Here is a 21,842-nt window from a genome sequence, read left to right as displayed (position 1 = left end):
TTCGAGTCCCGCCCCCGCATCGCCCCGCACGGCACCTCACGCCTCCCCAGCCTCGTCGCGGCCGCTTAAAAGCGGTCGCGACTCCCTCGCGCGTGCTCCTCGCGGCCGCCACCGGCGGCCGCTCGCAGGCACGCGCCACCGCATGATGTTTAGATCGATGGTCGATTCGATCGCATTCACCGCAACGAGCGCCCCTTTTGGGCGGCGGACCGCGACGGCCCGGCCGGGATCCGTCGCGTCGGACCCCGCGACTCGGACTTCTCCCGCAGGCGCTCGACGCGCTCGTCGGTCGAGGGGTGCGTCGACAGCCAGCGCTCGGCCGCGTCCTCGGTCCGCTTCTGCGTCGAGAGCGGCGCGAACGGCCACGTCGGCTCCGCCGCGCGCTCGATCCGGTGGAGCGCCCGGGCGAGCGCGATCGGATCGCCGGTCACCTCGGCCGCACGGTCGTCGGCCGCGAACTCTCGCTTGCGCGAGCGCGACCGAGAGACGAGCGTCGCGAGGACGAACCCCGCGAACAACCCCCCGGCGAGCGCTCGGTGAAGCCGCGCGAAGGGGCCGGAGCGGTCGCCGGGGCGCCCGCGTATCCACGCCGAGGCGCCGGCGAGCCCCGACAGCGCGAGCAGGGCGGGCAGCGCCGCGACCGTCGCGATCCCGACCAGCGAACGGCCGACCCCGTCCGCCATCGCGATCGCGAAGCCGTCGTTGCCCTCCAGGTGCGCCAACTCGTGCGCGAGGATCGCCTCGACTTCCCGGGGGGAGAGCAGCCGGAACAGCGACCGGTCGATCACCAGCGCGCCGCCGTCCGCTCCGCCGCCGACTGCGAACGCGTTCGGCGCGCGAGCGTCGGTGACGTACAGTTCCGGGCGCGGGAGGTCCATCCGCGCCGCGAGCGCGTCGATCCGCCGGTGGAGGTCCGGCGCGCACTCTCGGGGGACGCGGTCGCCCTCCAAGTTCGCGAGGATCTGGGCGGTGCCGAGCCGGTAGCTGAGGAACGTCGACCCGAGCGCGCCGGCGACCAGCAGCGCGAGGAGGACCGGGAGGTCGGGGCGAGCGGCCCAGACCGCGCGCAGCAGGTCGGCGACGAACAGCGCCGCGGTCAGGTAGACGGCGAGCAGGACGACGCCGACGGCCGCCGCGGCCGCGCGGAACGCGAGCCGGGACATACCCGGAAGTACGCGACGGCGGGGCAAACGCGTTGCGGCCGGAAGGAAAAGCGGTAATTCCCCGGCCGCGAAATCGGGAAGTCATGGACGCACGCGTACGCGAACACGCCGAGATCATCGCCGACCACTCGACCGACATCCAGTCGGGCGACGACGTGGTCATCCAGATGCCCAAGGAGGCCGAGGACCTCGCGGTCGCGCTCCACGAGGTCTGCGGCGACCGCGGAGCGAACCCGGTCTACCTCAACTACTCGAAGCGCGCCCAGCGCGCGTTCAAGCGCTCGTCGGACGACTTTTCCGAGCCGGGCCACCGGCGCGCCCTCTACGAGGAGGCGGACGTCTTCGTCATCGCGCGCGGCGGCGCGAACGCCACCGAGGACGCCGACGTCGACCCCGAGACCAACGCCGCGTACAACCGCGCGATGGAGGAGGTCAAGCGCACGCGGCTCTCGAAGACGTGGTGTCTCACGCAGTACCCGACCGCGAGCCACGCCCAGCTGGCCGGGATGAGCACTGAGGCCTACGAGAACTTCGTCTGGGACGCCGTCTCGCTCGACTGGGACGAACAGCGGGAGTTCCAGTCGAACATGGTCGAGATCCTCGACGACGCCGACGAGGTTCGCATCAAGTCCGGCGAGGAGACCGACCTCGCGCTCGACGTCTCGGGCAACTCGACGCTCAACGATTACGGCGAGGCGAACCTCCCCGGCGGCGAGGTGTTCACGGCGCCCACGCGAGACGGCGTCGACGGCGAGGTCCACTTCGATCTCCCGCTGTACCGCTACGGCCGCGAGATCGACGGCGTCCGGCTGCGGTTCGAGGACGGCGAGGTCGTCTCCCACTCCGCCGAGCGCAACGAGGACCTCCTCTCCGGTATCCTCGACACCGACGAGGGCTCCCGGCGCCTCGGCGAACTGGGTATCGGGATGAACCGCCAGATCGACCGGTTCACCTACAACATGCTGTTCGACGAGAAGATGGGCGACACCGTTCACATGGCCGTCGGCTCGGCGTACCCGGAGACGGTGGGGGGAGACAACGAGGTCAACGAGTCCGCCGAACACGTCGACATGATCGTCGACATGAGCGAGGACTCCGTCATCGAGGTCGACGGCGAGGTCGTCCAGCGGGACGGGACGTTCGTGTTCGAGGACGAGTTCTAGGACGGCTCGGATTTCGGGTCGGTAGCCGTCCTCGGCGATGCGGTTTTTTGGTACAGATTTTTGTCGGCCGAGCGAAGCGAGGCCGGGAAAAAGGTGTGACTGGGACGTTCGCGTTCGAGGACGGGTTCTGAGCGCGTCGCCCCCTCGTTACCGCCCCTCGTCCGCGTCGCGGGCGGCGTTCCGTCGGACGAACGCCGCGTACGCGACCACGAGCACGCCGAACAGTCCGACCGTTCCGACCGCGCCGACGCCGGGGTAGTCCGCCAGCGGCGCGATCTCGCCGCTGGGGGTCGCGAGAACGTCGACGACGCCGGTGCCGACCGACAGCGCTAGCACGGCGAGCCACATCGTTCCGACGGCGTAGCCGAGCGGGACCAGTCGGCCGTTGCGCGCCGCGTGCGCGACGACCGCGCCGCCGCCGAGGACGGGGACCGCGACGAGCGGGCTCGTCGGATCGGGGAGGAGGACGCTGCCGCCGAGCGCGATCGCCGTCCAGTAGACGGCGACGGCGACGACCGTGCGGAGCGAGTCGGGGAGTTCCACGACCCGAACGTTCTCACGGACACTACAAAACGATCGGGGGAAGACGCGCCGAACCCGAACCCCGAGTAGCGTTTATGTCTCGTGCCGTCCTACCGTCGCCCATGCCAGAGGAAGTCCTCTTCGAGTCGGAGAGCCGCCGAAGTCGCGAGGAGATCGCCGCGTACCTGCGAACGGTCGCGGACTCGCTCGACGCCGGTACCGCGATCACGCTCAGACGCGGCGACGAGTCGACGACGCTCGACCCGCCCGCGCGGCCGACCTTCGAGGTGAAGGCTGAGCGCGAAGGCCCCGCCGAGGGACCGGGCGAACTGAGCGTCGAGTTCGAGTTGGAGTGGGACGAAGACGCCGGTGCGGAGGGCGCGGACGCCGAGCTGGAGATCGAGTAGTCGGGTGAATCGAACAGCTGGGAGAGTCGAACGGTCGGTCGAACAGCGCAGTCGGTCAGCGGGTCGCCGCCTACGGCACTTCGCCGGGGACCTCGACGAAGGCGTCCCGCGCGGAGAGGTGATCGAGCGTGTCGTCGACCTCGACGCGGACCGCCTCCATCCGCTCGATGAGCTCCTCGTACTCCTCGGTGTTCGTCGTGCCCGCGGCCTCCAGCGCCGCCTTCTTCGAGGCGAGCGCGAAGAACTCCTGGCTGCGCTCGTCGAAGGCGGCGCGGTGGAGCAACACCTCGACGAGCGTGAGCAGGTCCTCCTTCGTGACCGGCTTCGTCTTGTAGTCGTCGAACGGCATCTCGACGATGTCCACGTCGGGCTCGACCGCGGTCAGCATCGCCACGCGCGCGTCGTACCCCTCGCCGCGGATCGCGTCCAACACCTCGTGGCCCGACATGTCGGGCATTCGACGGTCGAGGAGGACGACGTCGACGGACTCGTCCATGGCGTCGAGCGCCGCTTCGCCGCCGGTCGCGATCCGCACGTCGTAGCTCGGGTCGAGGTACACCCGGTACAGCTCCGCGAGGTCCGGCTCGTCGTCGACCGCGAGAACGGTCGCCTCCGAATCCCCGGTCATGGGCGGGCCCTCCCGGTCCGCGTCTCGCGTTTCGCGAGCGTCGGACCGGCGCGTCCGCCCGCCGTTCGTGCGTCCATACGAAGGAGTTGGTCCATTCCGTGTTAAAATCTTGACCCTCGATTATCCATTCTGATATCGGGTGAAGCGCCGCCGATCTCGACCGATGTTGCTGGGTCAATCCCGCCCGCCTCGGCCGGCCCCGTCTCACATGGTCGCCCCCGTCTCGCGCGGCTGCCCAGCGGTTCCCTCGCGGTCCTCCCGTCCCCCGTGGCCCCCTGCGGTTCGCGCGCGCTCCGCACCGGCCGTCGCCGTCTACTGAGCGGCGCTCGCGCTCGGCGGAGCGCTGTGCCCGCGACGGTCGCGCGTCGTCGATCCCACGGTCTCTCCGTGACCCAAAGGCACATTTACGCCCGTATCCTATCCGGGAACAACGAATGTCTCATAGCCCGTCACTCCCCGACCGCCCGCGGTTGGAGCTCGACCCCGAGATGAGCGACGCGGAGCGGCTGGAGGCGATCCGCCAGCACTACCGGCGGATCGTTCAGGTGAACGAGGAACTGGAGGATCGGCTCGCGGACGCCGAGGGCCGCCGCGGCGACCTGAAAGGCGACGTCGAACAGCTGAAACGCGAGAACGAGGTGCTGAAGACCTCCTCGCTGTACATCGCCTCCGTCGAGGAGATCACCGACGACGGCGTCGTGATCAAACAGCACGGCAACAATCAGGAGGTGCTGACGCAGGCCGCGTCGCGGCTCGACGAGGACCTCCGCCCCGGCGACCGCGTCGCGATCAACGACTCCTTCGCGGTCCAGCAGGTGCTCGACGACGAGACCGATTCCCGGGCGCAGGCGATGGAGGTCTCCGAGTCGCCGGATGTTGAGTACGCCGACATCGGCGGCATCGACGACCAGATCCGCGAGGTCCGCGAGGCCGTCGAGGACCCCCTCGAAAACCCCGAGCAGTTCGAGACGGTCGGCGTCGAGCCCCCGAGCGGCGTCCTGCTCCACGGCCCGCCGGGCACGGGCAAGACGATGCTCGCGAAGGCGGTCGCCAACGAGTCCGACGCCACCTTCATCAAGATGGCCGGCTCGGAGCTCGTCCGGAAGTTCATCGGCGAGGGCGCGCGGCTCGTCCGCGACCTCTTCGAGCTGGCCGCCGAGCGCGAGCCGGCCGTCATCTTCATCGACGAGATCGACGCCGTCGCGGCCAAGCGCACGGACTCGAAGACCTCGGGCGACGCCGAGGTCCAGCGCACGATGATGCAGCTGCTCTCGGAGATGGACGGCTTCGACGACCGCGGCGAGGTCCGGATCATGGCCGCGACCAACCGCTTCGACATGCTCGACGAGGCGATCTTACGCCCGGGGCGGTTCGACCGCCTCATCGAGGTGCCCGAGCCCGGCGCCGAGGGCCGCGAGCGCATCCTCGAGATCCACACGCGGGACATGAGCGTCGCCGACGACGTCGACCTCGGCGCCGTCGCCGCGGACCTCGACGGATACAGCGGCGCGGACATCGCCTCGCTGGCGACCGAGGCCGGGATGTTCGCCATCCGCGACGGCCGCACCGAGGTGACGCAGGCGGACTTCGAAGACGCCCGCGACAAGCTTCAGGACGCGGACACCGAGGACGAGCGCGTCATCAACTACCAGTACTGAGGCGACGGCGACGATCACGTGATTGACGTACGATTTTTTTTCCGAGGCGCTGTAGCGGCCGGAGTTCCGGCGGCCTGTTTATAAATAGCTGCTGGCGGATCGGCGGCGAACGCCACCGAAGCCCCAGCGCGAGGGGGGCGCACGCTCGCCGCGCTCCTCATCACTCGCTTCGCTCGTTCTTGCGGTGCTCGCGTCGCCTGCGCCCCCCTCGCGACTGCCCCTTCGAGTCCCGCCCCGCACAGCAACCGCAGCCTCACGCCTCCCCAGCCTCGCCGCTCGCTCCTGCGGTCGCTCGCGGCGTCCCTCGCGCGTGCTCCTCGCGGCCGCCGAGGGCGGCCGCTCGCAGGCGCGCGCCACCGCCTTTTTTGTTCGATTTATACCATTTCCGCCGGCGCTCCGGTTCGTAACCCCTTACCGGACCCGTCGCCGATTCGCCGTCAATGAACACCATCCACGTCGCCGGCGGCGTCGGCGTCGCCGACACGGCGATGGCCTCCTACGACGCCGCGCTCGCGGACGCCAACCTCCACAACTACAACCTCGTGGCGGTCTCGTCGGTCGTCCCCGCCGAGGCGACCGTTGAGGCGGTCCCCGAGGCACCCGACCTCGGCCCGGCCGGGAACCGCCTCACCGTCGTCGAGGCGCGCCGGACGATCGGCCCGGGCGACGAGGTGGACTTCCGCGAGGGCGGCCGCTCCGGTGCCGAGGACGCCGAGTCGAAGCGCGCCCCCCGCCGGCATCCGGACGCGGTCGCGGGGCTGGGATGGGCGACCGGTCCCGGGCCGGGGCTCTTCTACGAGGTGACAGGGGAGGACCCCGACGACGTGCGCGAGCGGATCCACGCCGGTCTCGACACGGGGGGCGGCCTCCGTGACTGGGAGCTCCCGGACCGCGAGACGCGCGTCGAGACGGTCCCCGCCGAGCCGGACCGGTACGCGACCGCGGTCGTGATCGCCGCCTACGGGGAGTCCGAGCCGGTACTGTAGCCGCGAGCGACCCCGGCTACGCGGTCCGGGAGCGATCGGTCCGGCGCCGCGCGACGTCGGACCGCACCGCCCGAAATCGCGGTCGCCGCCGCCGACGCCTTTTTGACTCGGCTCCGCCTACGTGTCGTGTCTTCGATGAACGGCAACAACCCGTACGCCGGGGCACCGGGTATGACGGACGCGGGTTCGCCCGCGGCCGTCGACCTTTCTCCGGACCAGGAACGGCAGCTCCGGCGCGCGGTCGCCGGAATCGTATCGCGCACGGAATCATATCTCCCCGACAGCTACGCCGTCGGCTCCGAGCTGTCCGTCGGCGCGGACGGCCCGCAGGCCACGGTCGCCGTCAACCCCCCGGCGGGCCACCCAGTCTCGGCCGGCTTCACCCCCGACCCGGAGGACTTGGACGCCGGCATCGCCGAGTCCGACACCGACGAAGTCGCCCGCGGCCTCGCCGCCAGCGCGGCGGTCCAAGTGATGGACGCCGTCGGCGACATCACGCCGACCGCGAAGTGAGCCGCCCGACCGAAGCGTAGTCAGTTCACCCGTTCCGACCGGTCCGCGTCGTTCTCCCCGTCCGCCCCGTCCCCGCCCGAGCGACTGCGTTCGTCGCGCGGATACACCCGCGTATCGCCCTCACCCGGCGGCCGCAGCACGCCCGTGACCCGACCGTACATGCCGAAAATGTCGTCGTACCCGCGCTCGCTCGCGAGAATCGGGACCACGCCCGGCTCCTCGACGCGGTGGGTGTACACGTCGTCCTCGGCGAACACCGCCCCCTCCGGGATCGCCTCGAAGTTGGCGTAGTGGACGTGCGGCTCTCCCCCGCCCTTCGGAACCTCCTCGCTCCCCTTGACGACGGTCGTCTCGGAGAACGTCGGCGACTCGTCGGCGAGCGCGCCGTGGACGCGAAGGAACGCGCGGCAGGCCTCGTAGCCGAACTCGACGGCCTCCTCGCTCCCCTGTCTTCCCACTTCGATCGAGACGGTGTGGGGGATCGTGGAGTCGAGCGTCGTCGAGCGCAGGCCGCTCGCGTCGACGACGTGGTCGACCGGGAGCCCGGTGACAGTCCGGCGGACTGACTCGGTGAGGTCGCTGAAGATGGCGAACGGCGGCGGCGCGCTGTGTGACGTGTGGAGCGCGAGCACGGCGTCGAACCCCTCCAGCTCGGCCGCGAGCCGCGGCGCCAGCGCCCGCTCGTACTCGTCGCTGTCGGTGTCGCCGGGGAACGCCCGGTTCAGGTCCGCGTCCGTGTACCGCGTCTCGGCTTCGATCGCCGGCTCGTTGGCGAGGATCAGTCTGACGAGCCCATCGGACTCCACGCCGTCGGTCCCGCCTTCGTCGGCCGGTTCGAAGGGGCTAAGCTCGTCCGCGAGCCGCTTCACTATCCGGACGCCGGCGGGCTCGTCGCCGTGGATACCGCCGACGATCGCGACGCGGGCGGACCCCGCAGACTCGCGGTCGATCGTTTGCATACCGTCAGTACGTCGCGGTCCGCCCATAAATCGTCGCGATCCGCGCCCGGCGGGATCAGCGCCCGACCCGCTCCGCGAGCGCGGCCCGGTACCGCCGCGCCAGCCGCCGCGCGACGAAGCGGTCGCGGGGGTCGACGCCGATCAGTCGGAGCGAGGCCGCGTACGCCGCGAGCCCGAGGGCGCTCCCCGCGAGGACCGCCGCGGGACCCGCGAGAACCGCCCGGACGGCGTACATCGCGGCGAGCGCGACGCCGCCGGCCGCGAGCGGGGTGAGGAAGGTGCGGTCGAACGGCCACAGCCCCTCGAAGCGGCGCAGGAGGAGGACCTGAATCGCGTTCTGGACCGCGATCGCGAGCGACGTGCCGAGCGCGGCCCCGACCAGTCCGTACCGGACGACGAACGCGTACGTCAGTCCGACGTTGAGGACCGCGAGCAGCCAGTCGAGCGCCATCCGCGCGTACTGGTGGTCGGTCATCATCAGGAGCCAGCCGGTCGCCCCGACCGCGCTCCCGACGAAGACGCCGCCGAGGTAGACGACGAGCGGGAGGTAGCCGGCGACGTACGCGTCGCCGAACAGGCCGAGGACCGCTCGGCCGTACACGACCAGCACGGCGAGGATCGGGACGACCGCCGTGACGATCTGTCGCGTGACGGAGCCGTACACCGCGTTGAGCGTCTCGGTCCTGTCGTCCGCGTACAGCTCCGAGGCGACGGGCGGGAGGAGCTGGTTGAAAGAGAGGAGGGGGATCCACGCGACCGCGATCACGACGAGGACGACGTTGTACACGCCCGCCGCGGTCGCCGTCAGCAACGCACCCACGAGCAGCACGTCGACGCGGTTCTGGAACACCTTCCCGAGGCTGCTCATCGCGACGGGCGCCGCGTGGTCGTAGAACCGCCGCGCCTCCGCGCGGGCGCCCCGGAGCGAGGGACGAACCCCCGTCACGGACGCGGAGAGCGGGACGGCCGCGGCGGCGAGCACCGCGGTCGCGGCGACGATGGCGCCGGCGACGCCGACGACGGAGTAGCCGAGCGCGAGCGCGCCGACGGCGCCGACGAGCCGGACGCCCGGGCGCAACAGCTTGTTGAACAGGATCTCGCCGCGGGCCGACCCGACGGCGCGGAAGATCGCGGACGCGACCATCACGACCCCGAGCAGTCCGACGAGCCCGCCGAACGCGCGCATCGTCCCCGCGAACGCCGGCTCGGTGACGGTGCGGGCGTTTATCCACGGCGCCGCGAGCCAGACGGCGGCCGCGATCGCGATCCCGAACCCGACGGTCGTCGCGTACGCGAGGCCGGCGACGGCGCCCTGACGGCGCGCGTCGTCGCCGTACTCCGGGAGGTAGCGCTGGAGCGCGGGGACGCTGCCGAACGTCACGAGCCGGGAGCACAGCTGGGCGATCCGCCACGCCAGCGCGTACACGCCGTAGGCCGTCGGCCCGAGCCCCCGCGTCAGCGCGAACTCCGTCGCCGCGATCAGCGCGCGCTGGCCGGCGACCCCGCCCGAGGTGAGCACCGCGCCGTGGGCGATCGTCTCCAGCGCCTCGCGCTCGTCGTCCGGAATCGCGCCGGACTCGTCGTCGGGGCCGCGCTGGCGGTCGCCCTCGCGGCCACCGGAACCGGAATCGCTCGCGCCCGCCTCGCGTTCGTGCTCCACGGTCGTCTCCGTCGGTCGGTCGCGGTCCCCCGGAAAAAGCGGCCCGCTTCGCGCCCGCCCTAAATGAATATAATTATCGTTCACAAAGGATTTATCACGCTCATCCCGCCCATCTTTCGCATGGAAGGGGGAGAACCCGCCGGCGACGGCGGCCCGAGCGAATCGGGTGGGGAGACCGACGGCGACCGGGCGCGACGGGCCGCGTCGGACGGCGGGACCGCCGCGGAGCGCGCGCATGGCATGGCGGGCGGGGCGGCCGAGACCGCTCCGGACCGCTCGGCCGCCTCGGCGGCCGCGCTGGGTCACGACCGACCCGACGTCGAGGCGTATCAGTCGCTCGCGGCCGACCTGCGCGACGCGGTCGCCGGCGGCGTCGAGTTCGACGAGTACGCGCAGGTGCTGTACGCGACGGACGGGAGCGTGTATCAGGCCCGGCCGGCGGGCGTGGTGTACCCCCGCGGGGTCGACGACGTGCGGGCGGCGATGCGGGTCGCGGCCGACCACGGCGTCCCCGTGCTGCCGCGGGGCGCGGGGTCGTCGCTCGCGGGACAGACCGTCGGTCCCGGCTGCGTCGTCCTCGACTGCTCGCGGCACATGGACTCGATCCTGTCGGTCGATCCCGACGCGCGCCGCGCCACGGTCCAGCCCGGCGTCGTCCAGGACGACCTCGACGACCGGCTCGCCGAGGACGGCCTGAAGTTCGCGCCCGACCCCGCCTCCTCGGCGCGCGCGACCGTCGGCGGCGGCATCGGCAACAACTCCACCGGCGCCCACTCCGTCCGATACGGGATCACCGACGCCTACACCGAGGAGCTGCGCGTGGTGCTGGCGGACGGCTCGCTCATCCACGCCCGCGAGGTGGTCCTCGACTCGCCCGAGTACGAGGCGATCGTCGCGGGCGAGGCGGGCGGCGAGCGGGAGGCCGCGCTGTACGAGACGGTCCGCGCGCTCGTCGAGGACAACGCCGACGAGATCGAGGAGCGGTACCCGACGCTCAAGCGGTCGGTCTCGGGGTACAACCTCCACAAGGTGATCTCCGAGAACGACGAGGGCGAGCGAGTCATCAACCTCTCGAAGCTGTTCGTCGGCGCTGAGGGGACGCTGGGCGTCGTCGTCGAGGCGACGCTCTCGCTCGTCACCCGCCCCGAGGAGACCGCGCTGGCGCTGTACGCCTTCGACTCGCTCGACGCGGCCATGCGGGCGGTCCCCGAGGCGCTGGAGTTCCCCGTGAGCGCGGTCGAGCTGATGGACGACGCGGTCGTCGAGCTGGCGGCGGGGTCGCCGGAGTACGCCGAGTACGCGGAGCCGATCCCGGACCGGGCCGCGGCCGCGCTCATGCTGGAGTGGGACTCGGAGCTGGTCGACGAGTTCGAGCCGGCGGTCGCCGACGCGAACGACCGCTTCCTCGGCGAGGGCGACCGCGACGCGTTCGACGTCATCGAGGCGTACGACGAGGGGACTCAGGAGGACCTCTGGAACCTCCGGAAGGCGGCGATTCCCCTCCTGATGAGCATGGACGGCGACGCGAAGCCGTACCCGTTCATCGAGGACGCCTCCGTGCCGCCGGCGGAGCTTGCGGACTACGTCGCCGCCTTCGAGGAGGTCCTCGACGACCACGGCACCTCAGCCGCCTACTTCGCGCACGCCGGGGTCGGGACGCTCCACATCCGGCCGATCCTCTCGCTGAAGGAGTCGGAGGGCGTCGAGACGATGCACGACATCGCCGACGACGTCACCGACCTCGTCTTGGAACACCACGGCGCCTTCTCCGGCGAGCACGGCGACGGCCTCGCGCGCACGGAGTTCAACCCGAAGATGTACGGCGAGGAGCTCTGGACGGCGTTCCAAGAGCTAAAATCCGCGTTCGACCCCGAGTGGCGCATGAACCCGGGGAAGGTGGTCTACGTCGACGGCGACACCGCGGCCGAGCGCGGCTACCCGGAGACCGCGGCCGACACGGACATGCGCGAGAACCTCCGGTACGGGCCGACGTACCGGTCGATCGAGCCGCAGACGACGCTCGACTTCGCCGACGAGGGCGGCTTCTCCGAACTCGTCGAGCTGTGTAACGGCTGCGGCACGTGCCGCGAGACGGACTCGGGCGTCATGTGTCCGACCTACCGGGCCTCCGGCGAGGAGATCCAGACGACCCGCGGACGGGCGAACATGCTCCGCGCCGCGATAAGCGGCGAGCTCGACGACGAGGAGATCCACTCCGACCGGTTTCAGGCGGAGGTGTTAGACCTCTGTGTCGGCTGTAAGGGGTGTCAGAGCGACTGCCCGACCGGCGTCGACCTCGCGAAGCTGAAGGCGGAGGTGAAACACGACCACCACGAGCGGGAGGGGGCCGGAGTGCGCGAGCGCCTCTTCCGCGACATCGACCGGCTCTCGGCGCTCGGAAGCGCGCTGGCGCCGCTGTCGAACGCGGCGGCGAAGGTGCCCGGCGCCCGGAAGGCGATGGACGCGCTCGCGGGCATCGCCCCGGAGCGCGCGCTGCCGACGTTCCGGTCGACGAGCTTCGAGGAGTGGTTCGCGGCCCGCGGCGGCCCGGCGGTCGCCCCGAGAGACGCGGTCGACACGGTCGCGCTGTTCCCCGACACCTACACCAACTACAGCTATCCGGCGGCCGGGAAGGCGGCGGTGCGCGTCCTGGAGGCCGCCGACGTCCGCGTCGAGGTCCCCGACGGTCTCGCGCCCTCCGGCCGCGCCGCCTTCTCGACGGGCTTCCTCGACGCGGCCAGAGAGCGCGCGGCCGACAACGTCGCGGCGCTCGCGCCCCGCGCCCGCGAGGGCCAGTCCGTCCTCTTCGTCGAGCCCTCCGACGCCGTGATGTTCCAAGACGAGTACCTCGACCTGCTCGACGGGGAGGCGGTCGAGGCGGTGTCGGCCGCCGCGGCGGGCGTCTGCGAGTACCTCGACGCCCGCCGGGCCGACGAGCGGCTGTCGTTCGACGCGCCGGCGGAGACGCTCACCTACCACGGCCACTGTAACCAGAAGGCGACGAACAAGGACCACCACGCCGTCGGCGTGCTGCGCCGCGCCGGCTACGGGGTCGACCCCCTCGACTCCTCGTGTTGCGGGATGGCGGGCTCGTTCGGCTACGAGAGCGAACACTACGAGCTCTCGCAGGCCATCGGGCGGATCCTCTTCGGGCAGGTCGCCGACAGCGACGGCGACGCGGTGACGGCGCCCGGCGCCTCCTGCCGGTCGCAGCTCGGCGACCGCGAGGGGGCCGAGACCCCGCCGCACCCGATCGAGAAGCTGGCGGCCGCGCTCGACGAGTGAGAGGGCGACGCGACGTGTCCGCCGGCCGCGTCCGCCCCTCACCGCCCCTCACCGGCGCCGCCGGCCCGCTCGCCTCACCAGCGCTGGTGGACGTGCTCGCGCACGTGTTCGTCGTACACCTCGCTCGCGGCGTCGCGCTCGGCGTCCGAGAGCGAGGGCGCCTCGCTCGCGGCGGCGTTCGCCCGGACGTGCTCTGGCGTCGTCGACCCCGGGATCACCGTCGAGACGGCGTCGTGGTCGAGGATCCACCGCAGCGCGAACTCGGGCAGCGGGCGGTCGTCCGGCAGGCGCTCGTCGAGCGCGTCGACCGCGTCGAGGCCCGCCTCGAAGGGGACGCCCGCGAACGTCTCGCCGACGTCGAACGCCTCGCCCTCGCGGTTGTAGTTGCGGTGGTCGTCCTCGGGGAACTCGTGGTCGCGCGAGAGCGCGCCCGTGAGGAGCCCCGACGCGAGCGGGACCCGACAGATCACGCCGACGTCGCGCGCGGCGGCCTCGTCGAGGAACAGCTCGGCCGGCCGCTGCCGGAACGGGTTGAAGATGATCTGCACCGTCTCGACGCCGGGATACTCGATCGCCTTTAACGCCTCCTCGACGCGCTCGACGCTGACGCCGTAGCTCGCGATCCGACCCTCGTCGGCGAGCGTTTCGAGCGCGTCGAACGTCTCCGGCCGGTAGTAGACGTCCGTCGGCGGGCAGTGGAGCTGGACCAGATCGAGCGTCTCCATCCCGAGGTTCTCGCGCGAGCGGTCGACGAATCGCCGGAGGTTCGCCTCCGTGTAGCCGTCGGCCTCGTGCGGGTCGAGCCGGCGCCCGGCCTTCGTCGCGACGGTCACGTCGCCGGCCGCGATGTCGTCCGCCAGGACCTCGCCGACGATCCGTTCCGAGCGCCCGTCGCCGTACACGTCCGCGGTGTCGAAGAAGTCTATCCCGGCGTCGCGGGCGGCCTCGACCGCCGCGACCGCCTCCGCTTCCGTCACCTCGCCCCAGTCGCCGCCGATCTGCCAGGCGCCGTAGCCGACCTCGCTGACTGCGCCGACCTCGCCGAGTTCGCGGTGATTCATGTCGACCCGATATGATCGCGGCGGACGCAAGGGCGTTCCGGCCGCGGTGAGGAGTCCCGGAGCACGCCGTTGCCGTTCGCGCACGCGACCAATCAGTCCCGCTCGCACATCCGGAACGTGGAGTCGATCGCCCTCGGCTATCTCGGCGCGGTCCCCTGTGGTCTGTCGCTGTCGGTCACCGGCGCCGCGCTCCCGAATCGCCTCGCGTGGCGACGCCATGTGTGAACGTCCCGCCACGTGATGATTCAACGTTCCGGCGGCGTGCGGGGCGTTCTCAATCCGCGCTCACAGCACCGCGGCGAGCGCGTCCATCGTCTCCTCGACGCGGTCGACGCGGGCGTTGTGGCCCATGTGGCCGACCCGAAGGATGTCTTCGGCTCCCTCCCCCAACCCCGTCGCGAGGATCACGTCGTGCTCCTCGCGCAGTCGCTCCTGAAGCGCCTCGGCCCGGCCGGGCACCTCGAAGGCGGTCACCGTCGGCGAGCTCCGCTCGGGACCGGGAACGGTCTCCAGTCCCAGCTCCGCGCCGCGCTCGCGACACCGGACCGCTGCCGACGCGTGGCGTTCCCGGACCGCGTCGATCCCCTCGTCGAGCAGGAGGCCGAGCGCCGCGTCGAGCGCGACGACCTCGGTGGTGAGGTGCGTGTACGGGAACCCGTCGCTCACGTCGCGGAACGGGAGGAAGTTCGCGTACAGCGAGTGCGGGTCCCGCGCCTCCATCGCGGCCCACGCGCGCTCGCTCACCGCGGCCGTCGCGAGCCCCGGCGGCGCGCTGAAACACTTCTGTGACGCGCCCAGACACACGTCGATCCGGTCGGTCGGCACCGGGACCGCGCCGAGCGAGGAGACGGCGTCGACGACGGTGAGGAGCTCCGGGTCGGCGGCCTCGACGCGGTCGAGCGCGGCGTCGACGTCGTTGAGCGCCCCCGTCGGCGTCTCGCAGTGGACCATCGTGACGAGGTCGAAGTCGGCGTCGTCGGCCGCTAACGCGTCGTCGAGCGCGTCGAGCGGGAGCGGCTCGTCGCGGTCGGCCGCGACGACCGTCGCCTCGCCGCCGGACGACTCGACGAAGTCGGCGAACCCCTCGCCGTAGAGTCCGTTCGACAGGCACAGCACCTCGGTTCCGGGCTCGACGAGCGAGGCTATCGCCGCCTCCAGCCCGAGGATTCCCTCGCCGCCGAGCGCGACGATGTCGCGGCCGCCGGCGGCGGCGGGAACGTCCGGATCGACGCCGTACACCGCCGCGAGCCGGTCGGTGAGTCGGTCGTAGATCTCCCGGAACCGCGGGTCCACGTCGGGGTTTATCAGCTCGCGGGACATCGCCTCGCGCACCGGCTCGGGGACCGCGGTCGGTCCGGGCGTCATGAGCATACGCCTCGGTTCGGGCGACGGGATATAAACGGTCTGTGGGACGGCGTCGTGCCGGCGGCCCGCCGGACGAGGCCCGTCCGCGTCCCCGGATCGCGTCGGGACCGGTCGGCTCTCCCCCTCCCCGCCGAACCAAAACCTATAGGCGGGGGACCGGCGTTGGTTCGCTTACGCCCCACACATGCCTCAGGTCGCCATTTTTCCCGACATCCACCTCCGTTCGGAGCACGCAGACAGGATCGCCTCGGAGCTCCGGGAGGCTGTCTCGGGCCTCGGCGATCGACCCGACCACGCGTTCGTCCTCGGGGACCTGATCCAAGAAGCCGACGACCCCGACGTCGACGCGGCGCACGTCGAAACGGTCAGGGAGGTGTTCGACGACGCCCCCTTCCCGACAACGTACCTGCTAGGGAACCACGACGTCGAGAACCTGGGCCACGACAGGCTGTCCGACCTGCTTGATCAGGACCAGTTCTACGGAACGTGCGAGGTTGGCGGGCAGGCGGTGGTCTTCCTAGATTCGACACACACACGCGCGGCCGGTGCCCGCGGCGAGCTCGGGTCTGACCAGCGCGAGTGGCTCGACCGCGCGCTCGCGGACCGTCCCGGGTCGCTCGTGCTCTGTCACCACCCATTCGGGAACTTCGATCTGTCAGGCAACGTCTGGTTCAGCGAGTACCCCGAGCGAGCTTACCTGTACGACCGGAAGGAGGCGCTCCGACTCCTAGACGATGCGGACGCGAGGGGGACTATCAGCGGCCACATTCATCAGAGCGGCTTCTCGACGTTCCACGGCATGTCCCACGTGTCGGTGAACGCGTTCAGCAAGGAGACGCCGGAGAAGGCGTTCACCGGGACCTACGGCGTCGTGACGATCGGCGACGGAATCGACGTCGACGTCCGGGTCCGGGACCGGACGGAGACCTCCTTCGTCGTGGACTGACGGACCGGCGCTCCGCGAGAAGCCGCAAGGGATAAGCCGGTAGCGAGTGCTGGCTCGGTAGAGGGTACCCGTGTCGTCACAGCACTGTGCGTACCGGTTCGTTCCGGCGGAGTGGGAGGCCGAGCACGGTCGACCTGCCCACCTCGAATCCGAGTGGAGCTGCCCCCGGGAGGCCGTCGAGGGCACCGACCGCTGCGAGTTCCACCTGCCCGCCGAGCGGCGCTCAGAGGTCGGGATCACCGACGCGGAGGTTGCCAAGGCGTTTCGGGACGACCTCGTCGGACGGGACGCGGGACCGACGCGGTACGTCGGCGCGAACTTCGGCGATGTAGACCTCTCGCACCGCGTCGTCAACCGAGGCTCGAACACGCCGATCGACCTCCGACACGCGACCGTCGACGGTGACGTGCGCGCCGAGCAAACCGTCATCCAGCAGCCGGTGTTACTGAGCGGTGCGGTCGTCGACGGCGCGTTCGACTTCTCGGACGCCGAGTTCGACGAGGACATCAACGCCTCGCACGCGGTCTTCCGGGGGGATGTCGACCTCCGGAAGGTTCGGTTCAGGGACGACTGTCGGTTTGCCGACGCCCGCTTCGAGGGCGACGTCCGGTTCGCGTTGACCGAGTTCGGCGGCGAGGCCGACTTCTACCGGGCGTCGTTCGGGGGACGGGCGGACTTCACGAAGTCGACATGGGTCGGGGAGTGTCTCTTTCAGCGGGCGTCGTTCGGGGAGACCGCCGACTTCTACGGGAGCCGCTTCGAGGAGGTCGCCGAGTTCCGCGCCGTCGAGTTCGACGGGACCGCGAAGTTCTCGCGGAGCGTGTTTCGGGACGCGGTCCTGTTCATCGGGTCCGCGTTCGAGTCCGAGGCGTTGTTCAAGAACGCCGAGTTCGTCGGTCCCGCGCACTACCAGAACGGGGAGTTCCATTCCGAGGCCTCCTTCATCGAGACCGTCTTCGAGGGGAAGGTGAAGTTTCACTTCGCCGAGTTCTCCGGCGAAGCGGTGCTGTCGTACTGCGCGTTCCGGAACACCACGTACTTCGCACACGTAGACTTCGGCGAGTACGCGTCGTTCCACGAGAGTTCGTTCGACCGGTTGGCCGACTTCAGGTACTCGACGTTCGGGGACGTGGCCCGCTTCATGAAGGCGACGTTCCACGACGACGCCTTCTTCGACCGGGTCGTCTACGAGGGTGACGCCGACTTCCGCCACGCCGATTTCGGGGGGACGGCCCACTTCGAGCGCACGACCTTCCAGGCGAGCGCGATTCTGGCCGACAGCCGCATCGAGCGGGGGGAGTTCCGAGACCTCGAGACGGCCGCACCGAGCGTGACTCTGGATTTCACGGAGGCGCACGTCCGGGCGGGGGCGTTCGTCCAGCAGAACGGCGAGACGGCCTACTACGACTTCCGTGACGGACGCATCGGGGACGTCGACATCGAGATGAGTGGTTCGGAACGGGTGTTCGACCACTTCTACGTCTACCGCACGAAGTTCGAGGAGTTCAACTTCTCCGACTACCGGGACGTCCTCTCGCCGGACTGGAACCTCCACACGTTCTCCGGCTCCACGCGGAGCGACTACGAGATGGAGGCGAACCGGTTCTCGCTGGATCCAGACGGCGACGACGGCGAGGAGGCGGCCGGCGACGATCGGTCCGCCGACCGCGCCGGGCTCTTGGAACGCCTGCGACGGCGGCTCTCGTCCGCGTCGGAGGGGTTGCTCGGGACCGCAAACGCGTCCGACCTAGAGGTTACGTATCTGAACGCGAAGAACGGGGCCGAGATGAGCGGGGACAGTCAGGCCGCCTCGCGGTTCTTCATGAAGGAGATGTGGTACCGCCGGCGAGCGTACGTTGACCGGGTTCTCGACCGGTCGGAGGCGACAGGCACGCGGTTGAAGCTCCTGTTCCTCGCGACACTCAACGCGATCCTCTCGCTGACCTGCGGCTACGGCGAGAAGCCGCGGCGGACCCTCGAGTTCTCCCTCGTGGTCGTCGTCGGGTACGCGCTGCTCTTCCGGATAACCGTCGGGACGCCGCCCTTCGAGACCGAGTTCGGATACTTGTTGTTGAGCTTCCAGTCGTTCACGTCCCTCATCTTCGGGTCGACGGCGAGCGTCCCGCAGTTCTTCGGCAGCTTCCTCGTGGCCACCGAGGGGTTCATCGGCGCGTTCATGATCGGACTGTTCATCTTCGCGTTGACGCGGAGCGTTCACCGGTGAAATTAATACCACCGGTCGAACAGGAATCGGTATGTCTACTCCCCCGGACACGCTCTTCTGCCGCTCCCTGCCGCTGTTCGACAACGCGGACCGAGACACCATACAGCGGCTGCTCCACCACGCGGTCGAGGATCTCAGCTACGACCATCCGGACCGGAAGATAGCACGGGACCTCTATCACGAGATCCGGGAGGGGGAGGCGATCCGGCTCAAGATTGGACCGGCAGTCCGCGACGAGACGTTCGTGCTGCTTCCGCGGACGGTCGAGACCGACGCCGAGACCGTCTTACGGCGGTTCGTCAAGGAGACCGAGTCCGGGTCGGAGGAGTGGCGCGACATCGCGGAGGGGCTCCGCGGCGTGAAGGAAGACGTCGAGGAACACGACGACGTCCGGATCGCGTTCGAGTACCTCCACTGAGCGGCGCGTCTGTCCGCGCTCGCTCGGCGCAGCGGCGTGTAAACACGCCGCACGACGGGCGACACGCTCATATACGCTTGTCGCCTCGACTCGTGTACTGTGATGCTTCCGACCCACGTGCTGGCGGGGATGCTGCTCGCGGCTCCGCTGGCATTTCTGGTGCCGGAGCTGGCACCGATCGGATTCGCCGCCGGCTTCCTCGGCGGCCTCACGCCGGACCTAGACATGTACGTCGGCCACCGGCGGACGCTCCACTATCCGGTGTACTACCCGGTGATCGCGGCTCCGGCGCTGCTCGCCGCGGTGTTGGCGCCGTCGCCGGTCACGGTCGGCGTCGCGTTCTTCCTCCTCGGCGCGGCGTTCCACAGCGTCACCGACATGTACGGCGGCGGGCTGGAGCTCCGCCCGTGGGAGGGTAACTCCAACAAGGCGGTGTACGACCACCACCGGAAGCGGTGGATCGCCCCCCGCCGCGGCGTCCGGTACGACGGCGCAGTCGAGGACTTCGCACTCTCCGTCGCCTTGTCGGTCCCGCTGTATCTCTTGCTCGACGGGCCGCTCCGCCGGCTCGTCGTCGCCACGGTGATCGTCGCCGCCGTGTACGCGGTCCTCCGTCGGCGCCTCGCGGACGCCGCCGCGGTGTTCTTCCCGCTATTACCGGCGGTACTGGACCCATACGTGCCTGAACGGTACCGATGACGCCACCAAACGATCCTCCCGTAAACCCGCTCGGGTCCCGGCCGAGGTCGGCCGTTGGATCAACGTTATTAGGTGTCCCGACTCGTTTCACCCGATAACAGTCCGCGCCGGCGGCCGTCCGTCCCGGCGCGGGACACCACCAATGCAACAGTACCTCGACCTCGTCGACGACGCGCTCTCGACGGGCACGTACAAGCCGAACCGGACCGGCGTCGACACCATCGCGACGTTCAGCGGGCAGTACACCGTCGATCTCGCGGAGGGATTCCCTCTCTTAACCACCAAGAAGATGGACGGCTACCGCTGGAACTCGCTCATCCACGAGGTGCTGTGGTACCTCTCCGGCGAGGAGCACGTCCGGAACCTCCGCGAGGAGACGAAGATCTGGGACGCGTGGGCCGACGACGAGGGCAGGCTCGACACGGCGTACGGGCGGTTCTGGCGCCGCTACCCGGTTCCGGACGACGACGCCGCGCTCCCCGGCGAGACGTGGCCCGACGACGCCGAGCGCTGGGTCACCGTCGAGGAGGACGCCGACGGGACGACGCGACGCACCTTCGACCAGATCCAGTACGTCCTCGACACGCTCGAAGAGAACCCCCACTCCCGCCGGATGGTCGTGAACGCGTGGCATCCCGCGAACGCCGCCGTCTCGACGCTGCCGCCCTGTCACTACACCTTCGTGGTGAACGTCCAAGACGGTCGGCTCAACCTCCACCTGACGCAGCGCTCGGGGGACATCGCGCTCGGCGTCCCGTTCAACATCGCGGCGTACGCGCTGCTCGCGAACGCCTTAGCCCAGCGGACCGGCTTCGAGGTCGGCGAGTTCGGCCACACTGTCGTCGACGCGCACGTCTACTGCGGCCGCGGCGACCGCGGAAAGTGGTACGCGAACAACCTCCGGTACGTTCAGGAGCGGCTCGCGAACGTCGAGCGCAAGGAGGGGTACCTCGACGTGAAGAGCTGGGTCGAGCGCACCGCCCCCGACGAGCCGAACGGACAGGAGGAGTACGACCACGTGCCCGGCCTCCTCGAACAGCTCTCGCGGACCCCCCGCGACCGGCCGCGGATCGAGATCGCGGACGTGCCGCTCGACGAGCTCACCTACGAGGACGTCGAGGTCGTCGACTACGACTCCGCGGACGGCATCTCGTTCGCGGTCGCCGAGTGATGGCGGACGCCGACGGCGCCGACGGGAGCGCGCCCGCCGACCCCGATCTCGTCCTCGTCGCCGCGGTCGCCGAGGACGGGACCATCGGCGACGACGACGGGATGCCGTGGCACTACCCCGCGGACCTCGCGCACTTCAAGCGGCTCACGACCGGCCACCCGGTGATCGTCGGCCGGAAGACGTACGCGGGCATCGCCGACCGGCTCGGCGGCCCGCTCCCCGACCGCACCAGCGTCGTGTTGACTACCCGCCCGATCGATGACGACGACCTCCCCGACGGCGCGGTCGTGGCCCACGGCATCGAGGACGCCGTCGAGCGCGCGACCGCCGACGCCGGCGCCCGCGGCGTCGACGCCGTCTACGTCATCGGCGGCGCGACGGTGTACGAGGCGTTCCTCGACCGCGCCGACCGGATGGTCGTCACCGAGATCCCCGAGCGTCCCGACGGCGACACCAGATTCCCGGAGTGGGACGCCGAGGCGTGGGTCGAACGCCACCGGGAGACCGACGGCGACCTCGCGTTCGTCACCTACGAGCGACGCGACGCGGCGTGAGCGGCGAGAACAGCGTCGCCGACCTCCCGTGAGGCGTCCCGCTCACTCTATGAACCGCGACTCCATGTCGCCGGACGGCATCATACACCGGTCCTTCTTGCCGAACCACCGGTATCGGTGGTCGGCGACGAAGTCGTACACGCGGTCGCGGACCGGCGCCGGGACGTGTCGGAACGGCGAGAGCAGCCGATAACGGCCGCCGAGTCCCCTCGCGATCCGAATGACAGCGGCCGATTTCACGTAGGCCTCGCCGTCTTCGATCAGGACGATCGACTCCAGCTCGTCGGTCGGGAGACCGTGTTCCGCCAGCAGCGCCCGTCCGACGTCGGACTGTAGCGAGGCGAACCGGTACTTCCCCTCGGGGTCGCGGGGGACGATGAACTGTACGAACCCGCTACAGAGGTTACAGACGCCGTCGAAGAGCACGACCGCGGCGTCGTCGGGGATCTCCCGCTCCATT

The 21,842-nt window shown here is 70.3% G+C and carries 20 protein-coding genes; 12 read left to right on the top strand and 8 right to left on the bottom strand.

The window, feature by feature from the left end:
• Positions 1 to 176 precede the first annotated feature (176 nt).
• Entirely contained in the window at positions 177 to 1,163 is a 987-nt protein-coding gene (locus EXE46_RS12250; RefSeq protein WP_137688671.1) for a M48 family metallopeptidase, read from the bottom strand.
• Positions 1,164 to 1,246: 83 nt separating this feature from the next.
• On the opposite strand from EXE46_RS12250, the gene EXE46_RS12245 reads away from it, so the two are divergent.
• Positions 1,247 to 2,326: an aminopeptidase gene (locus tag EXE46_RS12245; RefSeq protein WP_137688670.1), complete on the top strand. Its 1,080-nt coding sequence runs from the start codon at positions 1,247 to 1,249 to the stop codon at positions 2,324 to 2,326.
• 147 nt (positions 2,327 to 2,473) lie between these two features.
• Here the strand turns inward: EXE46_RS12245 and EXE46_RS12240 are convergent, their stop codons facing one another.
• Positions 2,474 to 2,869 carry a hypothetical protein gene (locus EXE46_RS12240; protein ID WP_137688669.1) on the bottom strand — a complete coding sequence of 132 codons (396 nt, stop codon included), beginning with the start codon at positions 2,867 to 2,869 and terminating at the stop codon, positions 2,474 to 2,476.
• Positions 2,870 to 2,970: 101 nt separating this feature from the next.
• Here EXE46_RS12240 and EXE46_RS12235 point away from each other — a divergent pair, with 101 nt between their 5' ends.
• A complete protein-coding gene (locus EXE46_RS12235) occupies positions 2,971 to 3,255 on the top strand; it encodes an amphi-Trp domain-containing protein (RefSeq protein WP_137688668.1) in 285 nt (94 codons plus the stop codon).
• 70 nt (positions 3,256 to 3,325) lie between these two features.
• On the opposite strand, the gene EXE46_RS12230 is transcribed toward EXE46_RS12235, so the two are convergent.
• A complete protein-coding gene (locus EXE46_RS12230) occupies positions 3,326 to 3,883 on the bottom strand; it encodes a response regulator (RefSeq protein WP_137688667.1) in 558 nt (185 codons plus the stop codon).
• Positions 3,884 to 4,317: 434 nt separating this feature from the next.
• On the opposite strand from EXE46_RS12230, the gene EXE46_RS12225 reads away from it, so the two are divergent.
• From EXE46_RS12225 to EXE46_RS12215, 3 genes are all read left to right on the top strand, one after another.
• Positions 4,318 to 5,541 (top strand): proteasome-activating nucleotidase, encoded by a 1,224-nt coding sequence (locus EXE46_RS12225; protein ID WP_137688666.1) that lies wholly within the window; start codon positions 4,318 to 4,320, stop codon positions 5,539 to 5,541.
• Positions 5,542 to 5,981: 440 nt separating this feature from the next.
• Positions 5,982 to 6,527: a pyruvoyl-dependent arginine decarboxylase gene (locus tag EXE46_RS12220; RefSeq protein ID WP_137688665.1), complete on the top strand. Its 546-nt coding sequence runs from the start codon at positions 5,982 to 5,984 to the stop codon at positions 6,525 to 6,527.
• 135 nt (positions 6,528 to 6,662) lie between these two features.
• Positions 6,663 to 7,040: a DUF5811 family protein gene (locus EXE46_RS12215; RefSeq protein WP_137688676.1), complete on the top strand. Its 378-nt coding sequence runs from the start codon at positions 6,663 to 6,665 to the stop codon at positions 7,038 to 7,040.
• 20 nt (positions 7,041 to 7,060) lie between these two features.
• On the opposite strand, the gene EXE46_RS12210 is transcribed toward EXE46_RS12215, so the two are convergent.
• Both EXE46_RS12210 and EXE46_RS12205 read right to left on the bottom strand, forming a co-directional pair.
• Complete coding sequence (locus EXE46_RS12210; RefSeq protein ID WP_137688664.1) at positions 7,061 to 7,999, bottom strand: succinylglutamate desuccinylase/aspartoacylase family protein; 939 nt, start codon at positions 7,997 to 7,999, stop codon at positions 7,061 to 7,063.
• A 55-nt stretch (positions 8,000 to 8,054) separates the two neighbouring features.
• Positions 8,055 to 9,659 (bottom strand): lipopolysaccharide biosynthesis protein, encoded by a 1,605-nt coding sequence (locus tag EXE46_RS12205; RefSeq protein WP_137688663.1) that lies wholly within the window; start codon positions 9,657 to 9,659, stop codon positions 8,055 to 8,057.
• Positions 9,660 to 9,779: 120 nt separating this feature from the next.
• On the opposite strand from EXE46_RS12205, the gene EXE46_RS12200 reads away from it, so the two are divergent.
• Complete coding sequence (locus tag EXE46_RS12200; protein WP_137688662.1) at positions 9,780 to 12,944, top strand: FAD-binding and (Fe-S)-binding domain-containing protein; 3,165 nt, start codon at positions 9,780 to 9,782, stop codon at positions 12,942 to 12,944.
• Positions 12,945 to 13,018: 74 nt separating this feature from the next.
• Here EXE46_RS12200 and EXE46_RS12195 read toward each other — a convergent pair whose 3' ends face one another.
• The gene (locus EXE46_RS12195; protein ID WP_137688661.1) at positions 13,019 to 14,005 is read right to left on the bottom strand and encodes an aldo/keto reductase; all 987 of its coding nucleotides are present in this window, start codon (positions 14,003 to 14,005) and stop codon (positions 13,019 to 13,021) included.
• Positions 14,006 to 14,290: 285 nt separating this feature from the next.
• Positions 14,291 to 15,376, bottom strand: a complete 1,086-nt coding sequence (locus EXE46_RS12190; RefSeq protein ID WP_137688660.1) for an alanine--glyoxylate aminotransferase family protein — start codon at positions 15,374 to 15,376, stop codon at positions 14,291 to 14,293.
• A 178-nt stretch (positions 15,377 to 15,554) separates the two neighbouring features.
• On the opposite strand from EXE46_RS12190, the gene EXE46_RS12185 reads away from it, so the two are divergent.
• The 6 genes from EXE46_RS12185 (at position 15,555) to EXE46_RS12160 (ending at position 21,382) form a co-directional block, all read left to right on the top strand.
• A complete protein-coding gene (locus EXE46_RS12185; RefSeq protein ID WP_137688659.1) occupies positions 15,555 to 16,316 on the top strand; it encodes a metallophosphoesterase in 762 nt (253 codons plus the stop codon).
• Positions 16,317 to 16,386: 70 nt separating this feature from the next.
• Positions 16,387 to 18,540 (top strand): pentapeptide repeat-containing protein, encoded by a 2,154-nt coding sequence (locus EXE46_RS12180; protein WP_137688658.1) that lies wholly within the window; start codon positions 16,387 to 16,389, stop codon positions 18,538 to 18,540.
• A gap of 31 nt (positions 18,541 to 18,571) precedes the next feature.
• Positions 18,572 to 18,958 carry a hypothetical protein gene (locus tag EXE46_RS12175; protein ID WP_137688657.1) on the top strand — a complete coding sequence of 129 codons (387 nt, stop codon included), beginning with the start codon at positions 18,572 to 18,574 and terminating at the stop codon, positions 18,956 to 18,958.
• Between the two features lie 102 nt (positions 18,959 to 19,060).
• Positions 19,061 to 19,657 carry a metal-dependent hydrolase gene (locus EXE46_RS12170; protein ID WP_137688656.1) on the top strand — a complete coding sequence of 199 codons (597 nt, stop codon included), beginning with the start codon at positions 19,061 to 19,063 and terminating at the stop codon, positions 19,655 to 19,657.
• Between the two features lie 142 nt (positions 19,658 to 19,799).
• A complete protein-coding gene (thyA, locus tag EXE46_RS12165) occupies positions 19,800 to 20,828 on the top strand; it encodes a thymidylate synthase (protein ID WP_137688655.1) in 1,029 nt (342 codons plus the stop codon).
• Positions 20,828 to 21,382 carry a dihydrofolate reductase gene (locus EXE46_RS12160; RefSeq protein WP_137688654.1) on the top strand — a complete coding sequence of 185 codons (555 nt, stop codon included), beginning with the start codon at positions 20,828 to 20,830 and terminating at the stop codon, positions 21,380 to 21,382. The genes thyA and EXE46_RS12160 overlap by 1 nt, the downstream gene beginning before the upstream one ends.
• Positions 21,383 to 21,424: 42 nt before the next feature.
• On the opposite strand, the gene EXE46_RS12155 is transcribed toward EXE46_RS12160, so the two are convergent.
• Positions 21,425 to 21,841 (bottom strand): thiol-disulfide oxidoreductase DCC family protein, encoded by a 417-nt coding sequence (locus tag EXE46_RS12155; protein WP_137688675.1) that lies wholly within the window; start codon positions 21,839 to 21,841, stop codon positions 21,425 to 21,427.
• Between the last annotated feature and the right edge of the window lies 1 nt (position 21,842).

It is taken from the genome of Halorubrum sp. GN11_10-6_MGM (genome assembly GCF_005435165.1).
GTDB lineage: Archaea > Halobacteriota > Halobacteria > Halobacteriales > Haloferacaceae > Halorubrum.
Note: the sequence above shows the minus strand (reverse complement) of the source record. Positions and strands in the feature narration are given on the sequence as shown.